This is a genomic window from Sphingopyxis sp. KK2, assembly GCF_001990265.1.
In the GTDB taxonomy this organism is placed as follows: domain Bacteria; phylum Pseudomonadota; class Alphaproteobacteria; order Sphingomonadales; family Sphingomonadaceae; genus Sphingopyxis.
In genome coordinates, this window is the sequence record NZ_LYVN01000091.1 from 1 (window position 1) to 16,877 (window position 16,877).

The following is a 16,877-nucleotide window of genomic DNA, read 5'->3' on the forward strand; positions in this document are numbered from 1 at the left end:
CCGCCACCGCGAGCGATCGCGCAGACCGAAGCGCGCGCCGCCGGAGCGACGACGAAGCGAAGCGATGACGCCGACAGCGCCATCGTCGTTTCAGCACGGCGCCGCGAATCGCAAATCGCCGACACCCCCATCACCGTGACCACCGCCCCCGCCGCAGCGGACCGCGCGCGCGACAACAGCAGCGAAATCATCGTGACCGGGGCCGCGCGGGCGGCGCCGAAGCGCGCCGCGCGCGGCGACTGGAACGCCTGCACCGTCAACGATCCGAGCCAGAGCCTGTCGCGCTGCACGCGGCTGGCGACGACGGGGAACCGCAAGACCCGCGAACGCGCGCAGACCTATCTCGCCGACGGCCTGCAAAAGGCCTGGCGGGGCGATGCCGACGCGGCATTGACCGCATTCGACCAGGCCATCGCCGTCGCCCCGCAACTCGCCGTCGCCTATCTCAACCGCGGGCTGGTCTATGAACGCAAGGGCGATCTCGACCGCGCGCTCGCCGACCTCGACCGGGCCGTGCGATACGCCCCGGCCGAAGCGCGCGGCTTCTATCTGCGCAGCCTGGTGTTGCGAAAGACGGGCGACCCCGATCGCGCCCGCGCCGACGAACGGCGCGCGGTCGAACTCGACCGCCGCTACGAAACGGTGGTGCCCTAGGGCCTGCGGTCATGTCGAAGTAAGTGGTGCCTGGGGACGGGATCGAACCGCCGACACTGCGATTTTCAGTCGCATGCTCTACCAACTGAGCTACCCAGGCACGGCCTTGGCGGACCGACCGGCCCGCTGGCGAGCGGCGGCTATAGGCAGGGCATCGCGTCCTGTCCAGCACCTTTGTTGCGCCTTTTCGCCGCGCTATTCGTCGGTGAAATTATCGCTGTCGGCGGTGCCGTCGGCGGGCTGGTCGATCGGCACGCGATAGCTCTCGCCGAACCAGCCGAGCAGGTCGCGGTCGCGGCACCCCCGGCTGCAAAAGGGCTTGAAGGCCTCGTCGCGCGGATTGCCGCACAGGGGGCAGGCACGCGGTTTTGCGGCGGATTTACTGGGCATGGCCCGCTCCCTTGATGCCGGCGTCGGCGGCGATGTCGACCGCGCGTCCGGTACGCGCCTGCAGCCTGTCGGTCCAGTCCGGGCGTGCCGCTATATGTTCGGCGACCGCCGGCCGCGCGGCCAGCGTCAGTGCCCCCGTGCCGACCGACCGCTCGGCCTGCCGCAACAGCAGCGCGGCATCGGTCGCGACCGGATCGAAGCGAATCTGCTCGATCAGCGACGGCCGCTCGCGGCGGCGGATGATCTGCATCAGGCCGAATCCGTTGGTGCCGGTGCGCTCGAACGGCTGCGGCAGATGTTCGTCGACTAGCGCGTCGACCGCCAGCCGCTCGGCACGGCCGGGCAGCGACGGGAAATCGATCCCGATCGAGCCGCCGACGTCGCAGCAGCGGATGACATGCACCGCGGCGCGCGCGCCAGCCTTGGCCAGCGCCAGCGCGTCGCCCTCGCCATCGATATCGATCAGCAGCATCGCGGGCGTCGCATCGACCCATAATTCGCCGCCGGCGAAGGCCCAGCGGCCGGTGCGGACATGGTCGATCAGTTCGGACCAGCCCGCCGCTTCGAGACGATCGGGGCCCGTCGGGTGCAGATCAACGACCGCGATACCGCTTGCGGCGATGCGCGCGCGCAGATCGGGTCCGTCGTCGAGCGCCGCCCCTTCCTCGGCGAGCCGCGCCCGCGCCGGCTTGTCGCGGCCGCGCTCGCGCAGCGCCATGCGGGTGATCTCGACGGTCAATGTCGCGCCCAGCGCGACCGAGCGGGCGAGACCGGTCACCGTCGCGGGCGGCGCACCGGGCACATTGAGGATCAGCTTGCCGGGCTCGACGAGCCGCGCAGCGACGACGGCGCCGACGCGCGGCCCGTCGCCCTCGCGTTCGATGCGCGCCTCGACGATTTCGCCGTCCTCGACCAGCGCCGCGCGCGCTTCGCCGATCCCGGCCTCATAGAGCCACTCAGCCAAGCGGCACGCCCGCGCTGCTCAACAAGGTGCGCGTCTCGAACAGCGGCAGCCCGACGACGTTCGAATGGCTGCCCGACAGGAAGCGCACGAAGCTTTCGGCCTTGCCCTGGATTGCATAGCCGCCCGCCTTGCCCATGCCTTCGCCGCTGGCGACATACCAGTCGACCTCGGCGGCGCTCAGCACCTTGAAGGCGACGATGGTGTCGGCGACCCGGACGCGCGGCTTGCCGTCGGCGCCGACGACGCAGACGCCCGAATAGACATGGTGCCGCCGCCCCGACAGCAGGGCGAGCATGCGGCGCAGATCGGCCTCGTCGACCGGCTTTTCGAGGATGCGGCGCCCGACCGCGACCGTGGTGTCGCCCGCGAGCACGACCTCGTTCGCCGCGCGCGCGACCGCAAGAGCCTTGCCCTCGGCGAGCCGCGCGACATAGGCGCGCGGCAATTCGGCCTTCAACGGCGTTTCATCGATTTCGGGTGCCGCGATGCGCGCCGGCGTCAGGCCGATGCGCGCGAGCAGTTCCAGCCGGCGCGGCGACGTAGAAGCCAGCACCAGCGCAGGAGCATCCACCGCTCCGCTCACTTGAAGCGATAGGTGATCCGACCCTTGGTCAGGTCATAGGGTGTCAGTTCGACGAGCACTTCGTCGCCGACGAGAACGCGGATGCGATTCTTGCGCATCTTGCCGGCCGTGTGGCCCAGAATCTCGTGGTCATTTTCCAGTTTGACGCGAAACATCGCGTTGGGAAGCAGTTCGACCACCTGGCCGCGCATTTCCAGAAGTTCTTCTTTCGCCATCAATCCTCAAGGGTCTCGAAAAAACAGGATGCGCGCCCATAGCGGCAAAAGGGGCCGATGGGAAGCAATCTGTCACCCCGCCGGATTATGCTTCGCAAGGAAGGCATCGAGCCGGTCGAACCAGTCCTTCTGGTTCGCCGGGTCGGAAAAGCCATGCCCCTCGCCCTTGTACGCGACATATTCGAAATCGCTCTTGCCCGCCTTCTTGAGCGCCGCGACCAGTTTCTTCGACTGGCTGATCGGGACATTGCTGTCGTCCTCGCCATGCGCAATCAGCACCGGGCGCGTCAGCCGCGCCGCCTGCGGCGTCGGCGACACCGTCGTCAGGTCGAGCTCGCCCTCGCCGGTCAATCGCGCCGCCCAACTGGCCCCGGCCTTCTTGGTGAAGAAACGCCGGTCATATTTCAGCATCGCCGCCCAGTCGGCGACCCCGGCAAAGCTCGCCGCGCAGCGATAGCGTTCAGGGTTGCGGATCGCCGCCCACAGCGCGGCATAGCCGCCATAGGAGGCGCCGACAACGCATACGCGCCCCTTGTCGGCGACACCCTGTTCGACCAGCCAGTCCATGCCGTCGTCGAGGTCGTCCTGCATCGCGCGCCCGATCTGGCCGATTCCGGCATCGCCATATTCGGTGCCATAGCCGCCCGATCCGCGATAATTGGGTTGCAGCACAGCATAGCCGCGGTTGGCCAGCAACTGGACCTGCGGATCATATTCCAGCTTGTCTCGCACGCCATAGGGGCCGCCGTGCGGATAGAGGATCAGCGGCAGGTCCTTCGCCTCGCGCCCCTTGGGCAAGGTCAGATAGGCCGGGATTTCCTTGCCGTCGCGCGCCTTGTATCGCACCGCCTTGGTCACCGCGAGCGTCTCGGGCGGCAGCGACTGGAGCAGCGCGGCGACGATCGCCATTTCGCGCGTCTTGCGATCGAGCAGATAATAGACGCCGGGATCGTCGGGCGCGGTGCCGAGGATGAGCAGGCGATTGCCGTCGCGGCTGCGCGACGTCACCCACGCCTGAAGGTCGGGCACCGCGCGGTCGATTTGCGCCTGCAGCTTTTTCGAATCGGCGTCGAACCATTCGACGCGGTCGCGGTCGTCGGTAAAGGACACGCCCTCCAACGTCTTGCCATCGGCGGTCAGCCAATAATCGTCGATGTCATATTGGTCGCTGCCATAGACGAGCTCGCCGATCTCGCGCGTGCGATAGTTGAATTTGTAGAGCGCCTGCCGTCCCGTCTTTTCGTCGCTGAGCACATAGCCGTCGTCGGAACCGGTGACGACCTTGGCGATGTCGAAAAACGCCTCCTTGTCGTCGGGGCGAACCGCGCCGATCAGCTTGAAATCCTCTTCCTCGGCCTTGCGGTAATAATAGCGCAGCTTGCGCCCTTCCCAACCGACGCCGGCGCGGACGATCCCCGCATCATCGGCATACCATTCCCATACGGGTTGGCGCGGGCGCACGATTTCCGACATCTTGCCGTCGGGCAACGAAACGCGGAACACCGAGGGATAGTCATAGATGGTGCGCTGAATCGACAGCAGCAGATAGGCGCCGTCGGGATCGACGAACAGGATATCGTCGCCTTCCAACCCCTGCCCCTCGCGCGAGACAATGGTCGTGGCACCGGTCGTAATATCGTGCAGCAGCAGGATCGACTTATACGCCTCCACCCCCATGAACAGCGTGCTGCGTCCGACGCTGACCAGGATGCGGCCGTTGCCCGCCCAGCGGCTCCAGTTAAGATCGACCTGTTCGGGCAGCGCGAACCCCGACGTCTTGCCCCCCGCGACGTCGCGATAGGCGACATGCTCGATCCCGCCCGATCGGCTGCGAAACAATATGCGCAGGCCGTCGGGCGACAGCTTTGCGTCCGAAAATTCGGGCAGGCGGGCCAGCGCCTCGGTCGAAATCCGCGCCGGGCGCGCGCTGGCCGTCCCCGCGCCCTCATTCGCTGCGACGGGCAAGGCCGCGCCCGCCAGCATCAGCGCCAATACCCCCGATAATGTCTGCCTGATCATTCCCGCCCCCGGTTGAACATCCCTGATAAGCGGCAGGAAAATCAAATCAACCGGATCGTCACTCGACCATCCGCAGCTTGCGCGCGATGCGCCACCCCACGGTCTTGGCCCAGGCATAGCTCGGCCAGCGCGGCGGCATCGCGGGGTCGAGTCCCATGCGGCGCAGCGCGGCATTGGCGGCGTGCGCCTCGGATTCGCGATAGCTCCATTCGCTGCGCCAGGTGATCGACAACGAGATCGACGGCGCATCGCCATTGGCGACATAATGCGGCGCCATGACGGGCATCAGCACCGCGTCGCCGGGGGCGAGCGGGACGGCTTGCTGGCCACCTTCGTAAGTCTCTTCCCACGGCAGGTTGCGGTGCCCGCCGGTGTGATAGCGTTCGTGCTCGCGGCGGTGCGCGAAGCGCTCGTCGCCCGCGGGCCAGACGTTCATCACCTTCGTCCCGCGCAATTGCAGCAGGATATTATGCTCGGGATCGAAGTGGAACGGCGTGATCGATCCCGGCGACGAGATGAAGATGAAACCCTGCGGCGTCAGCATCGCGCCGGTGCGCGGCGTCACCACGGGTTCGAGTTCGCCGAGCAGGCGCATCAGCAGGTCGCGATACGGGCCTTCGCTCTCGATATTCTTGAGCACCGCCCAGCTGCCGTTGCTGTCGATGGTGCGGATCGTCTCGCCGATCGACAGCCCGTTCGACGGCACATCCTCGGGCCGGATGCCGATCGGGACATTGCCCGGATTATATTCGACCTGCCCCGCGGGAAGCCCCTCGCCTAGCCGCGCCAGCGCCTCGATCGACAGCAGCGGATGGTCGGGCAGCCGGTGGTGCAGCAACCCCGCCCGCTGCGGATAGAGTTCCGCCATCGCCGCGAGCGTTTCATCCGGAAAGACGCGGGTGTCGATCTTCTGGTGCGCGGTCATGGCTGGTCCTGGTCTTCGGGAGATTCGACGGGCGCCGCATCGGCGCGCTTCCAGCGCCGCCACGCCTTCTCTGCCCGGCTGAGCAAGGAGAAGCGCAAGCGGTCGCCTGTGCCGCTGAGCGGCACATTGACCCAGGCGAGCGCGCGGCGCTCACGCCACACGCTGTCGATCATCGGGTGGCCGGGCGCCGCGCAGCTGTCGACCCAGTCGATCCGCGGGTCGGCGAGCAGGTCGAGATTCGCCTGTTGCAGCAACACGCCGGGCGAGAAGCGCGCATAGTCCTCGTCGAACGCGGTCTTGAACGAAAAGCCGCCGGGCGGGCAGAGGAAGTTGATCAGCATCGCGAGCGGCCGGCCATCGAGGTCGAGCGCGCGCATGTCGAGCTTGCCCGCCGCTGCCGCCCCGGCGAGGGTCGCGCGGAACCAGGCCTCGGTCTCGCCATGACTGGCGAGCGCCGATCCGGCGCGCCCCTTCCACCCGCGCGCCTCGAGGTCGAGGAACGCGTCGATCCAGGGTTCGACCGGCTCGTCCGCCGACCAGCGGCGAAAGGCGACCGCGCCCTGTTCGGCAAGCCGGTTCGCCTGCCGCCGATGTTCCTTGCGCTTCTTCGCGCGCACCGCGCCGTCCCAATAATCCTCCGCCGACAGGTCGCTTTCAAGCAGCGCGCGTTCTTCGCGGTGGACCGTCTCGGCCTCCGCACCGCGCACCCGCGCGACGTCGACCAGCGCGCGGTGGAGCGGCTCGTCCTCGGTCAGCCGCGGCACATGCACCAGCGTCTTTGCCCAAGGCGCCGCGTCGCACCAGCCGAGCAGGATCGACCAGAAGAGGCTTTCGAAACCCGCACGCACCAGCGGCGCGCCATGGAAATGATTGGGATGCGCCCAGCCGGTGACATGGCGCAGCGGCAGGCGGCCATAGCGCGTCGCGGGGGCGAGCGGCATCACGCCGATCACCGGCCCGTCGGCGCCGTCGCGGACCATCACCAGACGCGTGTGGCGCTCGGGGTCGAGCAAATGCAGCGCCGATTGCAGGCACCAGCGCTCGGCAAAGGGATTGGGCTCGCTCGCCTCCCGCGCCACCGCGTCCCACGCCGCGGCGAGCGGTGGCGACAGCGCGAGCGGATCGACGACGCGCACCGTCAGCGGCGCCGCGCTGGCGGGCACGGGAATGCCGTCGGCGGGAAAGGCGGGATGAACCGTCATCGCGGCGAGGCTAGCAGCGAGGGGTTAAGATGAGGTGGCGACGGCGCCCCTCAAATCCCGAACAGCTTCGCCAGCGACTTCTCGAGCATGAAGAATTGCCAGATCAGCCGCCCATGGTCGCGGCGGCCGCTCTGGTGCGCCGAGACGATGCGTTCGATCTCGGCCATGTCGAACCAGCCCGACCGGGCAAGCGTCGACGAGTGCGCGAGCGCCTTCGCCTGCTCGACCAGCGGCCCGCGAAACCAGTGCGATACCGGCGTCACGAACCCCATCTTCGGCCGATAGAGGATGTCGTGCGGCAGATAGCGTTCCATCGCCTGCTTCATGATCGCCTTGCCCGTCCCGCCCTTGACGCGCATCGACGCGGGCAGGCTCGCGGCAAATTCGACGAGGCGATAGTCGAGCAAAGGCTCGCGCGCCTCGAGGCTCACCGCCATGCTCATCCGGTCGGTCTTGGTCAGGATGTCGCCGGGCAGCCAGATCATCAGGTCGGCATATTGCGCGCGGTCAAGCGGCTCGCGCGCCGGTGCCTCGGCCATCGCCTGCCAATAGCGCGCCTCGGCGACATGATCGCCGAGCGCATTCTTCGCGGCGTCGTTGAACAGCCGCGCGCGCTGGCCGGGGCCGGTGACCCCGACCGCTTCGGCATAGCCCTCGGCCCCGCTCTTCGACAGGCTGGCGAGCGTCGCGCGCGCGCGCAGCGGGCGCGGCGCCCAGTCCATCTGCGGCCAGACCTTCGCCAGCGGGCCGAGCACATTCCGGCGCAGCACGCCGGGGATCAGCCCGCGCAGCCGCTCTTCCTGATGCTGGAAGACGAGGCGGCGGTATCCGGCAAACGCCTCGTCGGCACCGTCGCCCGACAGCGCCACCGTGACCTCTTCGCGCGCGAGTTCGCAGACGCGATAGGTCGGCAGTGCGCTCGCGTCGGCAAAGGGTTCGTCGAACATGTCGGCGACCGTGTCGATCAGCGCAAAATCGCTTGCCGCCACCGTCCGCGTCCGGTGATCGGTCGCGAAGCGTTCGGCGATCGCTTGCGCATAGGCCGTCTCGTCGAGCGCGGCCTGGTCGAAACCGATCGTGCAGGTCTTGACCGCCTTGGGGCTCGCCTCGGCCATCAGCGCGACGACCGCGCTCGAATCGACCCCGCCCGAAAGAAAGGCGCCGAGCGGCACGTCGGAGACCATGCGGTCGGTCACCGCGGCGCGCATCAGATGGACGAGATGCTCGGCGGCCTCGCCCTCGCTCGCACGGACGCGTTTCGAAAAATCGGGCGCCCACCAGCGCGTCGGCGCGGGCACCGGCTTGCCGCGTTCGAGCAGCAGATAATGGCCCGCGGGCAATTTCTGCACGCCTGCGACGATGCAATTGTCGTCGGGGACATAGCCCAGCGCGAGGAAATCCTCGATCGCCGCGATATTCGCTTCCTGCCGCAGCAGCGGGTGGCGGAGCAGCCCCTTTAGCTCCGATGCGAAGGCGATCGAGCCGTCGGACAGCCGCGCATGGTGCAGCGGTTTCACCCCCAGCCGATCGCGCGCCAGGAACAGGCAGCCGCGCCGGTGATCGTGGAGCGCGAAGGCGAACATGCCGTTGAGCCGCGACAGGCATTCGACGCCCCATTGGCGCCAGGCCGCAATGATCACCTCGGTATCGCCGCTGGTCCGGAAGCGGTGGCCGCGCTCCTCGAGTTCGGTGCGCAACTCGCGAAAATTATAGATTTCGCCGTTATAGGTCAGCGTCACCGTCTCGTCGTCGGACGCCATCGGTTGCGGACTGCCCGCGACGTCGATGATCGAGAGGCGCAGATGCGCGAGGCCGACGCCGGGCGCGGTCCAGGTGCCGCTGCCGTCGGGGCCGCGGTGGCTCATCGGATGGAGCATCGCACGCAGCCGTGCCGGATCGACCGGCTTTGCCGTGTCCAGATGATAAAGGCCCGCGATCCCGCACATATAGCGACCGTCCTTAACGCGTTTCGAGCGCGCGGTCAGCCATTGCCTGCGCTCCGCCCGACGCGGAAAGATAATCGGTGATCGCGGAAGCGCCGCCCTGTCCCACTTCGCTCGACACGATCAGCGTCAGCGCGCGCGGGTCGCCGCCCAGGAGCCGCGCCTTCAATCCCGCGAGCTTGGCGGCGCGCGGACTGCCCGTCACCGCGCCGTCGACGACATAGAAGGTCGCGACATCGCGCAGCACCGGGCCGGGGTGGAGCAGCCGTTCGGTCTTGCCGCCCTCGATCGCAGGCAAGCCAGCGCTCCACGCCCATTGGCTGTCGGGATCGACCGCGCCCTGCCCGAACGCGACGATTTCGCGCCCCTCGGCCTGGCGCTCGTAACCGCCGAGCGCGACCGCGACGCGGCGGCCCTTGGCGTCAACGAAATGGCGCAGCCACAGCTGGTCGGCGCCGTCGAAGCGCGGCCCCCAGAAAATACCGTCGCCGATCGTCTCGGTCCAGCCGGCGGGGACAGCAATTTCCATCTTGGTGGGCAGCGGCGCAGCGCGCGCGCCGACGAGCGCCGCCCAGCCGACGAAAACGAGCGGAATCGCGAGCGCGGCGGGCAGCACCGCCTTGGCCGCGCCGGCGAAGCGCGGCGTGCCGCCGAGCGCGGCGACATCGACCGCGGCATCGCCAGCCGGCCGGTCGAACCAGCGCCGCGCGACGAGCATCACCAGCGCGATCACGACCCCGAAGAATATCCAGCCATAGAAGATATGGTCGATGCCGCCCGCCGCCTCGATCCCCCAGATGTCGGCAGCGACCATCGTGCCCCACGCGCGCAGCGCGTTGGCGAGGATCGTCGTCGCGAGCGCGCCGGCGACGAAGACGATGCGCCGCGTCCAGCTCTTGAAGCAGAGATGCGCGGCGAAGGTCGAGTAAGCGAGCATCGCGATCAGGAAGCTCACCCCCGAACATTCCTCGGCCACCTCGAAGAAACCGGCGCGGGTGGTGATGAACACCCCCTCCATATGCGCGCCGAGCCCGGCGAGGTGGAGCAGGACGATGCTGATATGCGCCGTAAGCGTCTGGAGCAAAGGCACCAGTTCCTCGCCAAAGGGCACGAGCAGCAGCGCATAGGCGAGCGGGAAGAGCAGCCCGCGCACCAGCCTCTCGCCGAGCGTCGCGGCGACCGCGCCCTGCAGCATCAGGACGAGCCCGAGCTGGCGGAACAGCCCGACCCCGGCGGCTTCGCCGACGAGCCAGACGATCCCCGCCCCCGCCATCCAGACGAGCGCGGGCCACCAGAACACCGGCGTCAGCGGGCGCAGCAGCTTCGTGCGCTGCGCGACCAGCCAGCCGATCATAGGCACCATCAGCAGGCAATGGGTAAAGGTCGAACTATGCCACCAGATGCCCGCCATATCGGCGGCGTCACGGTGGAAAAGCGCGAGGATCGCCGCCGACAGCGCCGCAAGCGCGGCGAGGTGCGCCTGCCAGCGCGTCCAGCTCCCCGGCCGGGTCAGCTTCAGCGTCGACGCGCTCATGCCGCCAGCCCCAGCAACTGCCCGAGCGGCGCGAGCCGCGCGTCCCAGCCATAGCGCGCGATCATCCGCCCGCGCGCCGCCTGTCCCATCGCGGCGGCGGCCCATGGATTGTCGAATATCGCGCCGACCGCCGTAGCAAAGGCGGCCGCATCGTCGGCCACGCGCAGATGCTCGCCGGGCACCGCGTCGATCCCTTCGGCGGCGGCGGCGCTGGCGACGACGGGCCGCGCCATCGCCATCGCTTCGAGCAACTTGTTCTGGATGCCGCGCGCGAGCAGCAGCGGCGCGACGACCGCATCGGCGGCGGCGAGCCACGGCCGGACGTCGGGAACCTCACCGGTGACGATGACCCCGGGCAGCGCGGCCAGCGCCTTCACTTCGTCGGTCGGCGCGCGGCCGACGATCGCAAAACGCGCCGCCGGGTGGCGCTGACGGATGAGCGGCAGGATATCGGCCGCGAACCAGCGCACCGCGTCGATATTGGGGCGATAATCCATCTGGCCGGTGAAAACCGCGAGCGGTCCTTCGCCCTGCCCCACCACGTCGTGCGGCAGCGCGGGGTCGAATTTATCGGTGTCGATGCCGTTTTCGACCGCCTTCACGCGGTCGCCGGCGATCCCGCTACGGCCGCGAAACAGCGCGGCTTCGGCGGCGCTGACGAACAGGCTGGCGTCGACCCGTTGCGCGACCTCGGCCTCATAGGCGCCAAGCCGTTCGGCCTCACGCTTGTGCACCCAGTGGAGCGGCTGGCGCTTGTCCTGCGTTGCGTAGGTGGCGAATTTGGCCGAATCGACGTCAACGAAATCCATCAGCACGGGGCCATCGAAGTTGGTCGGCAGATATTGCGCCATCTGGCCCGAAAAGGCGACGATATGGGTGATCTTGCCCTGTGCGAGCAGGCCCTGAACATGGCGGGCGAGCGCGGCGCTGCGAAACAGCCGGTTCGACACCGGCTCGCCGCCCAGCACCGCCTGCGCGAGCGCCACCGGGCGCGAGACACTGCGGACCTCGATGGCGAGGCTCGCGCAGAGCGGCGCCATCTTCGCGCGCGCGACCTCGGCCTCGGCTTCATTGTCGGCGAGCGCGGCGACATGGACGGGAGCGAGCTTCGCCAGCGCCTCGAAGATGTGCCAGCTGCGGATGCGGTCGCCACGGTCGGGGGGCCAGGGCGCGCGGTGGACGAGGAACAGGATTTCGGCCATTAGCCGAGCCCGCGCGCGATCAGCGGTCCGATGCGGTTCGCGGCCCAGAGCGGCAGCTTTTTCCAGAGGTCGACCTGCAGCCGATATTTGGCGCTCGTCGGGTTGGTGTCGCGCGGGGCTTCGCCCGCAGCGAGCCAGCGGGCGTAAGCCAGCGGCTCGGCCTCGAAACCCCAATTCTTCTTGTAGCTGTACGGCCCGGTGCCGAGTTTCGAGCGGCCGAAGTCGAAGCGCGTGCAGCCCTTCGACCGCGCATGGTTCATCAGCGCGAAGTACATCAGTTCGTTGGCGCGCAGGCCGCGCGCCGCGGCGAGGCCGCCGCCCCAATAGGGCATCACGGTGCCGCGCCAATAAAGGCTGAGCACGCTCGCCACCGCTTCGCCGCCGCTGCGGACAGTCAATATGTCGGCCTGCTCGCCAAAGGCATCGAGGACGCAAGCGAACAAGGCCTTGGGAAAGACCGGGGTGCCGAGATTGCGGACGCTGGTCGCATAAACACGATAATGGTCGGCGCGGTGCGCGGCATCGCGGCCGGTGGTGACGGTCAGGTCGCTCGCCAACGCCTTGCGGACCTCGGCGCGCTGCTTGCGCGGGATGGCGAGCAGTTCGGCCTCTTCGTCGGCGGCGAGGTCGCGCGCGAAGCCGGCATAGACGCCTTCCTCGACAGGCCAGCCCTCGGGCAGACAACCGCCGCGTAATTCGATCGACGGCACGCCGAGCGAAGCAGCAAGGTCGACGGCAGCGTCGGCAAGGACCGCCGCGATGTCATCATTGTCGGCAAGGATGCCGCCGCCGACCGCGAAGCCGCTGGCGACGAGCGCCTGCCCGAACAGCGGCGAGCGGACATGGTGGAGCGGCAGGATGCCGACGATGCGCCCTGCGGCATCGCGCTGCGCGATCAGGTGATGCTTGTGCCCTGTGGCGGCGGTGATCGCCTCGCACCAGGCGCGGCTGTGGAAGGGCGTCGCGGCGGGATGCGCGGCGACATAGGCGTCCCACGCCTCCGCTTCACCCAGCGGCGCGAAATCATGCGACGGCGCGTTCATGCCGCCTGCTGCCACGGCACCGCGCGCCCCTTCTGCGCGGGGAGCAGCGCGTCGGCGCGCGTCCATTCGAAATCGTCGAGCAATTTACGCAGCTTGCCCGCCATCGCCGACAGCCCGCTGTAATGGCGGATCTTCGACTTGAGCGGCGCGTCGACGACACGCGGCTGGCCGGGGTCGATTTCCCACGGGTGGAAATAGAGGATCGCCGGATGCCCCTCGGCATTCATGCGTGCGATCGCCCAGCGGGTGAAGCCATAGGGGAGCAGGCGCATGAAGCCCCCACCCCCGGCGGCGAGCGTGCGCCCGGCGAAGCGCGCGGTGGTCACCGGCCATTCGACGAGGTCGCTGCCCGCTAAGGGGCGCCAGGCGTGGCGCGGGCTGGCGGGCCAGCCATAATGGTCGTGGACGACGGGGGCGACGCTCGACGAATAGGCATAGCCCTGTTCGGCAAGGATCGCATGCGCCCAGGGGGTGCGCTCGTCGACCGAGAAGCTCGGTGCGCGATAACCCCGCACGGCGACGCCGCCAAGGTCCTCGAGGATCGCCTGCGTCTTCCTGAGGTCGGCGGCGAAGGCGTCGGGGGTCATCGCGAACACGCGCTCATGGTCGTAACCATGGCTCGCGAGTTCATGGCCCGCAGCGACGATGCGGCGGATCAGCGCCGGATAGCGTTCGGCGACCCAGCCCAGCGTGAAGAAGGTGCCGGTGACTCCGGCCTCGGCAAAGATTTGCAGCACCGCGTCGCAATTCGCCTCGACCCGGCATTCGAGCGTCGGCCAGTCGGCGCGGTCGATCGTGCGCTCAAATGCGCCGACCTGGAACCAGTCCTCGACATCGACCGACAGGCCGTTCTGCATCATCGCTCACCTTCATCGATCCGGCCGGGCGCCGACCGGGCTGCCGTCAGGCAGCCCAGGTCTGCGTCGGATCGGGCGCGTTCGCCGGATCGCGTTCGACCCAATCGATCAACAAATCAAGCACGCGGCGCAACGCGGCATCCTGATCGGCGATGCGCGCCTCAAGCCCGGCGATCTGGCGCTGGAGCGCGACCAGATGCTCGTCGTCGACCGGGACGACGGTCGGGACCTCGGGTTCGGCTTCGGCCGGCGCTTCGACCGCGACCGGCATTTCGGCCTCAACCGGTGCTTCGTCCGCGACGGGTTCGGGCGCGGCCGGCACGAAATCGGGATCGGGCTGCATGGTGAAGCGGCGTCCTTCGGGGGCGGCTTCGGCCTCGACCGGCGCGGCCTCGACCGGCGCGGCGGGCGCGAGGCCGTGCTGTTCGGCAACGAGCGAGCGCGCCTCGACAAAGCTCGACGCGGCGTGCGACGGCGGCAGGATATCGACCTCTTCGAGCGCCGCGCGCATCGACAGCCGTTCGAGACCCGGGGCCGGCTCGACCGGTGCCGCGAAGGGTGGCGGCGCGGCTGCGGCGACCTCGGCCTCAGGCTCGGGCGCGACAACATTGGCCGGCCATTCGAGCGCCTCTTCGGCCTCCGGCGCCGCGAAGGGCGCGGTCTCGGCCTCGGGCGCGGCATAAGCGGCGACCGGCTCGGGCTCGGGCTCAGCAACGACTTCGGGTTCGGCTTCGGGTTCGATAAAGGCTTCGACCAGTTCGAACGGCGCCTCGTTGTGCTCGGCGTCGGGCTCGGCTTCGGGCCAAAGCGGTTCGGGCTTCGGTGCCGGGGCCCCGATGTCCGCAAGCGATGCCACCGGGGCGGGCGCCGGCGCGAAAGCGGCAGGTTCGGGCGCCGGCTGGACGAGCGTCCGGGCGTCGATGCCGCGATCGGCCTCGATCTCGGCCACGACGTCGCGGACATGCTGCGCGGTGATGCGATGCTGCTGCTCGACCGCGCCGAACAGCAGGATGCGGCTGACGAGCACGTTCAGCTTGCGCGGCACGCCTTCGCTATAATCGAAGATTTCCTCGAAGGCGTCGGGGCTGAAGCTGGGGTTGCCGGTCCAGCCCACCTTGCCGAGGCGGTGGAGGATATAGGGTTCGACCTCCTCGGGCTCCATCGGGTCGAGGTGGTGCGTCGCGATCACGCGCTGGCGCAGCTGTTCGAGCTGCGGCGAGTGGAACAGGGTCTGGCGGAACTCGGGCTGGCCGAGCAGGAAGATCTGCAGCAGCGAATGGCCGCCGAGCTGGAAGTTCGACAGCATGCGCAATTCTTCGAGCGCCGAGATCGCAAGATTCTGCCCCTCGTCGACGATCAGCAGCGTGCGGCGGCCGGCGCGCGCCTGTTCGCGCAGATACTGCTCCATCGTGCGCAGCAGTTCGGCCTTGCTCTCGCCTTCCCAGTCGAGCCCGAATTGTTCGGCAACGAGGCGCAGCAGGTCATCGCCTTCGACCTGCGTCGAGACGAGTTTCACCGCGGTCAGGCGATTGGGGTCGATCGTGTTCATCAGATGGCCGACCAGCGTCGTCTTGCCCGCGCCGACGTCGCCGGTGATGACGATGAAGCCCTCGCCCTGCGCGAGGCCGTAACCCAGATAGGACATCGCCTTGCGGTGCGTGCCGCTCTCGAAATAGAAGCTCGGGTCGGGCGTGAGCTGGAAGGGACGCCCCGTAAAGCCATAAAATTGATCGTACATTTTATCTTCCCCGTTACCGGAAATTATAGCGCAGGCCGAACAGCGCCGATGCCACGAGCTGGCTGTTGAACCCGTCCTGGTCGAAGCCGGTGATCGCACCCGCCGCGCTGCCGGTCAGGCCGCGCCACAGGCGCTGCGAATAGACCACCGACGCGCCATAGGATTGGACGTCGGTCGCGCCCGGCGAGCCATTGTCGAAATAATTGTAGAAGGCGCTGAACGACAGGTCGGCATCGCGGCCGATCTGGCGCCCGATCGAGGCGAAGAGATAATAATTCTCGTCGGTCACGCCGTTGAGCTCGGCGATTTCGGACAGCGCGGGCACGAGCAGGCGGCGGCGGTCGTAGCCGGCGCCGAAACCATAGCTCCACGCGCCGGCGCGGCTGGTGAAGATACCTTGGATGCCGCGGCTGCGGAACTGGGCGCCGGTCGCGTTCGACAGCGCATTGTTGAGGCAGCCGCCGCCCTGCGCGCCGAACTGGCACAGGTCGGGATCGCCGTCGATCGGGTTGCGCGTCGGGTCGAACTGCGTCGGCAGGCCGGCAAGCCCCGACGACAGCCCGCGCCCGAAGCTCGAAATGCCGTCATAGACGCCGACCTGGATCTGCGTCGCATGGCCCGGGCGGTAATAGAAGCTGCCGGTGTAGATGGTGTCGCCATAGCGGCGCCCGACCTTGGCCGTCAGCGACGTGCGGCGGCTCGGCTGCCACATCACCCCGGCGTCCCAGATCAGCCCGTCGGTGTCGAACGACAGCTGGCGCGGGCTGGCGGGGTCGGTGATGTAGCGGCCATTGGCATCGCGCACCGGCACCCCGTTCGCGTCGACCACGGGGTCGCGCTGGCTGATCTCGATATCCTCATAACCGACGCCGCCGAGCAGCGCGACGGTCGGGCCGATCGGGACCGTCACGTCGGCGCGCGCGAACTTGCCGTCATAACGCTGGTCGAGCTGGGTCGCGTCCTCGCGCTCGTAGCCGCCCGACACCTGCCAGCCGAACGGAAGGTCGCCCGGCCGCTGGCCGATGCTGCCCCACGCGACATGGTTGGTCGAGCTGTCGAAAATATCCTGGCTCACCGAACCGGGGGCGACGATCGCCGGGCTTTCGACCGAGACCTTGTTATAGCCGAAGCGATAGCCCGCCCCGACGTCGAGCCCGCCGATGCGGCGCGCAAAGGTCGGTCCGGCATAGATCGAATAGACGTCGGCGACGTTCGAGCCGTTGCCGACGAAGATCGTTTCGTCGGCGCCCTGACCGTCGGCGCGGCTGCGCGTCGCGAGCGCCCCCGCTTCGAGGTTCAGCCCGCGCGCGAGTTCGTAGCGGCCGCGCAGCAGCCCGCTGATCGTGTCCGAATCGCCGATGCCGCCCGCTTCGCCGATGCGATATTCGTATCGCAGCGTCGCGGCGAGTTCGGCGCGGCGCGTCGCGACGACCGCGTCGACCCCGGCGGCGAGCGTCGTATAGGTCAGCACATCGCCGCCATTTTTCAGGTCGGCCTGCAGCACCTGCCCGACCTCGAGATAGGGGGTGACCTCGACGCTGCGCTTGCTGCGCTTCTGGCCGCGCTCGTCGCGCTTGCCGCTTTCGCTCGCGGCGGGAGCCGGCGCGG

14 protein-coding genes, 1 tRNA gene and 1 pseudogene are annotated in these 16,877 nt (G+C 68.5%); 1 reads left to right on the top strand and 15 read right to left on the bottom strand.

Annotated features, from left to right (window positions below):
- The coding region (locus B1A78_RS14725; RefSeq protein WP_144037849.1) for a tetratricopeptide repeat protein at nt 1–654 on the top strand (654 nt) is incomplete at its 5' end.
- Nucleotides 655–678: 24 nt separating this feature from the next.
- Here B1A78_RS14725 and B1A78_RS14730 read toward each other — a convergent pair.
- The 15 genes and pseudogenes from B1A78_RS14730 to B1A78_RS14800 all read right to left on the bottom strand — a co-directional run.
- Nucleotides 679–754, bottom strand: a tRNA-Phe gene (locus B1A78_RS14730).
- Nucleotides 755–849: 95 nt separating this feature from the next.
- Nucleotides 850–1,044, bottom strand: a complete 195-nt coding sequence (locus B1A78_RS14735; protein WP_077147688.1) for a DNA gyrase inhibitor YacG — start codon at nt 1,042–1,044, stop codon at nt 850–852.
- Nucleotides 1,034–2,008, bottom strand: a complete 975-nt coding sequence (locus tag B1A78_RS14740; RefSeq protein ID WP_077147689.1) for a ribonuclease — start codon at nt 2,006–2,008, stop codon at nt 1,034–1,036. Before B1A78_RS14740 ends, B1A78_RS14735 begins: the two co-directional genes overlap by 11 nt.
- Nucleotides 2,001–2,579, bottom strand: coding sequence for a nucleoside triphosphate pyrophosphatase (locus B1A78_RS14745; protein ID WP_256838466.1), 579 nt, complete (start codon nt 2,577–2,579; stop codon nt 2,001–2,003). The genes B1A78_RS14740 and B1A78_RS14745 overlap by 8 nt, the downstream gene beginning before the upstream one ends.
- An 8-nt stretch (nt 2,580–2,587) precedes the next feature.
- On the bottom strand, nt 2,588–2,806 hold the full coding sequence (gene infA / locus B1A78_RS14750) for a translation initiation factor IF-1 (RefSeq protein ID WP_010162480.1): 219 nt from the start codon (nt 2,804–2,806) through the stop codon (nt 2,588–2,590).
- Nucleotides 2,807–2,878: 72 nt separating this feature from the next.
- Nucleotides 2,879–4,825 carry a S9 family peptidase gene (locus tag B1A78_RS14755; protein WP_144037850.1) on the bottom strand — a complete coding sequence of 649 codons (1,947 nt, stop codon included), beginning with the start codon at nt 4,823–4,825 and terminating at the stop codon, nt 2,879–2,881.
- Between the two features lie 58 nt (nt 4,826–4,883).
- Entirely contained in the window at nt 4,884–5,750 is an 867-nt protein-coding gene (locus B1A78_RS14760; RefSeq protein ID WP_077147690.1) for a cupin-like domain-containing protein, read from the bottom strand.
- Entirely contained in the window at nt 5,747–6,952 is a 1,206-nt protein-coding gene (locus B1A78_RS14765) for a GNAT family N-acetyltransferase (RefSeq protein WP_077147691.1), read from the bottom strand. Before B1A78_RS14765 ends, B1A78_RS14760 begins: the two co-directional genes overlap by 4 nt.
- A 50-nt stretch (nt 6,953–7,002) precedes the next feature.
- The gene (locus B1A78_RS14770; RefSeq protein ID WP_077147692.1) at nt 7,003–8,898 is read right to left on the bottom strand and encodes an XrtA/PEP-CTERM system amidotransferase; all 1,896 of its coding nucleotides are present in this window, start codon (nt 8,896–8,898) and stop codon (nt 7,003–7,005) included.
- 13 nt (nt 8,899–8,911) lie between these two features.
- Nucleotides 8,912–10,429 (bottom strand): EpsI domain-containing exosortase, encoded by a 1,518-nt coding sequence (locus tag B1A78_RS14775; protein ID WP_077147693.1) that lies wholly within the window; start codon nt 10,427–10,429, stop codon nt 8,912–8,914.
- Nucleotides 10,426–11,631, bottom strand: a complete 1,206-nt coding sequence (locus tag B1A78_RS14780) for a TIGR03087 family PEP-CTERM/XrtA system glycosyltransferase (protein WP_077147694.1) — start codon at nt 11,629–11,631, stop codon at nt 10,426–10,428. Before B1A78_RS14780 ends, B1A78_RS14775 begins: the two co-directional genes overlap by 4 nt.
- Complete coding sequence (locus tag B1A78_RS14785) at nt 11,631–12,674, bottom strand: FemAB family XrtA/PEP-CTERM system-associated protein (protein ID WP_077147700.1); 1,044 nt, start codon at nt 12,672–12,674, stop codon at nt 11,631–11,633. The genes B1A78_RS14780 and B1A78_RS14785 overlap by 1 nt, the downstream gene beginning before the upstream one ends.
- Nucleotides 12,671–13,534, bottom strand: a complete 864-nt coding sequence (locus tag B1A78_RS14790) for an XrtA system polysaccharide deacetylase (RefSeq protein WP_077147695.1) — start codon at nt 13,532–13,534, stop codon at nt 12,671–12,673. Before B1A78_RS14790 ends, B1A78_RS14785 begins: the two co-directional genes overlap by 4 nt.
- 975 nt (nt 13,535–14,509) lie before the next feature.
- Nucleotides 14,510–15,269: pseudogene (locus B1A78_RS23155) on the bottom strand (XrtA/PEP-CTERM system-associated ATPase); the annotation flags it as partial.
- 13 nt (nt 15,270–15,282) lie between these two features.
- On the bottom strand, nt 15,283–16,877 hold a 1,595-nt coding region (locus B1A78_RS14800), incomplete at its 5' end, for a hypothetical protein (RefSeq protein ID WP_077147697.1).

Coding starts and splice junctions, on each gene's coding strand:
- B1A78_RS14735 (WP_077147688.1), bottom strand. CDS start 1,044: ATGCCCAGTAAATCCGCCGCAAAACCGCGTGCCTGCCCCCTGTGCGGC.
- infA (WP_010162480.1), bottom strand. CDS start 2,806: ATGGCGAAAGAAGAACTTCTGGAAATGCGCGGCCAGGTGGTCGAACTG.
- B1A78_RS14755 (WP_144037850.1), bottom strand. CDS start 4,825: ATGATCAGGCAGACATTATCGGGGGTATTGGCGCTGATGCTGGCGGGC.
- B1A78_RS14760 (WP_077147690.1), bottom strand. CDS start 5,750: ATGACCGCGCACCAGAAGATCGACACCCGCGTCTTTCCGGATGAAACG.
- B1A78_RS14765 (WP_077147691.1), bottom strand. CDS start 6,952: ATGACGGTTCATCCCGCCTTTCCCGCCGACGGCATTCCCGTGCCCGCC.
- B1A78_RS14770 (WP_077147692.1), bottom strand. CDS start 8,898: ATGTGCGGGATCGCGGGCCTTTATCATCTGGACACGGCAAAGCCGGTC.
- B1A78_RS14775 (WP_077147693.1), bottom strand. CDS start 10,429: ATGAGCGCGTCGACGCTGAAGCTGACCCGGCCGGGGAGCTGGACGCGC.
- B1A78_RS14780 (WP_077147694.1), bottom strand. CDS start 11,631: ATGGCCGAAATCCTGTTCCTCGTCCACCGCGCGCCCTGGCCCCCCGAC.
- B1A78_RS14785 (WP_077147700.1), bottom strand. CDS start 12,674: ATGAACGCGCCGTCGCATGATTTCGCGCCGCTGGGTGAAGCGGAGGCG.
- B1A78_RS14790 (WP_077147695.1), bottom strand. CDS start 13,534: ATGATGCAGAACGGCCTGTCGGTCGATGTCGAGGACTGGTTCCAGGTC.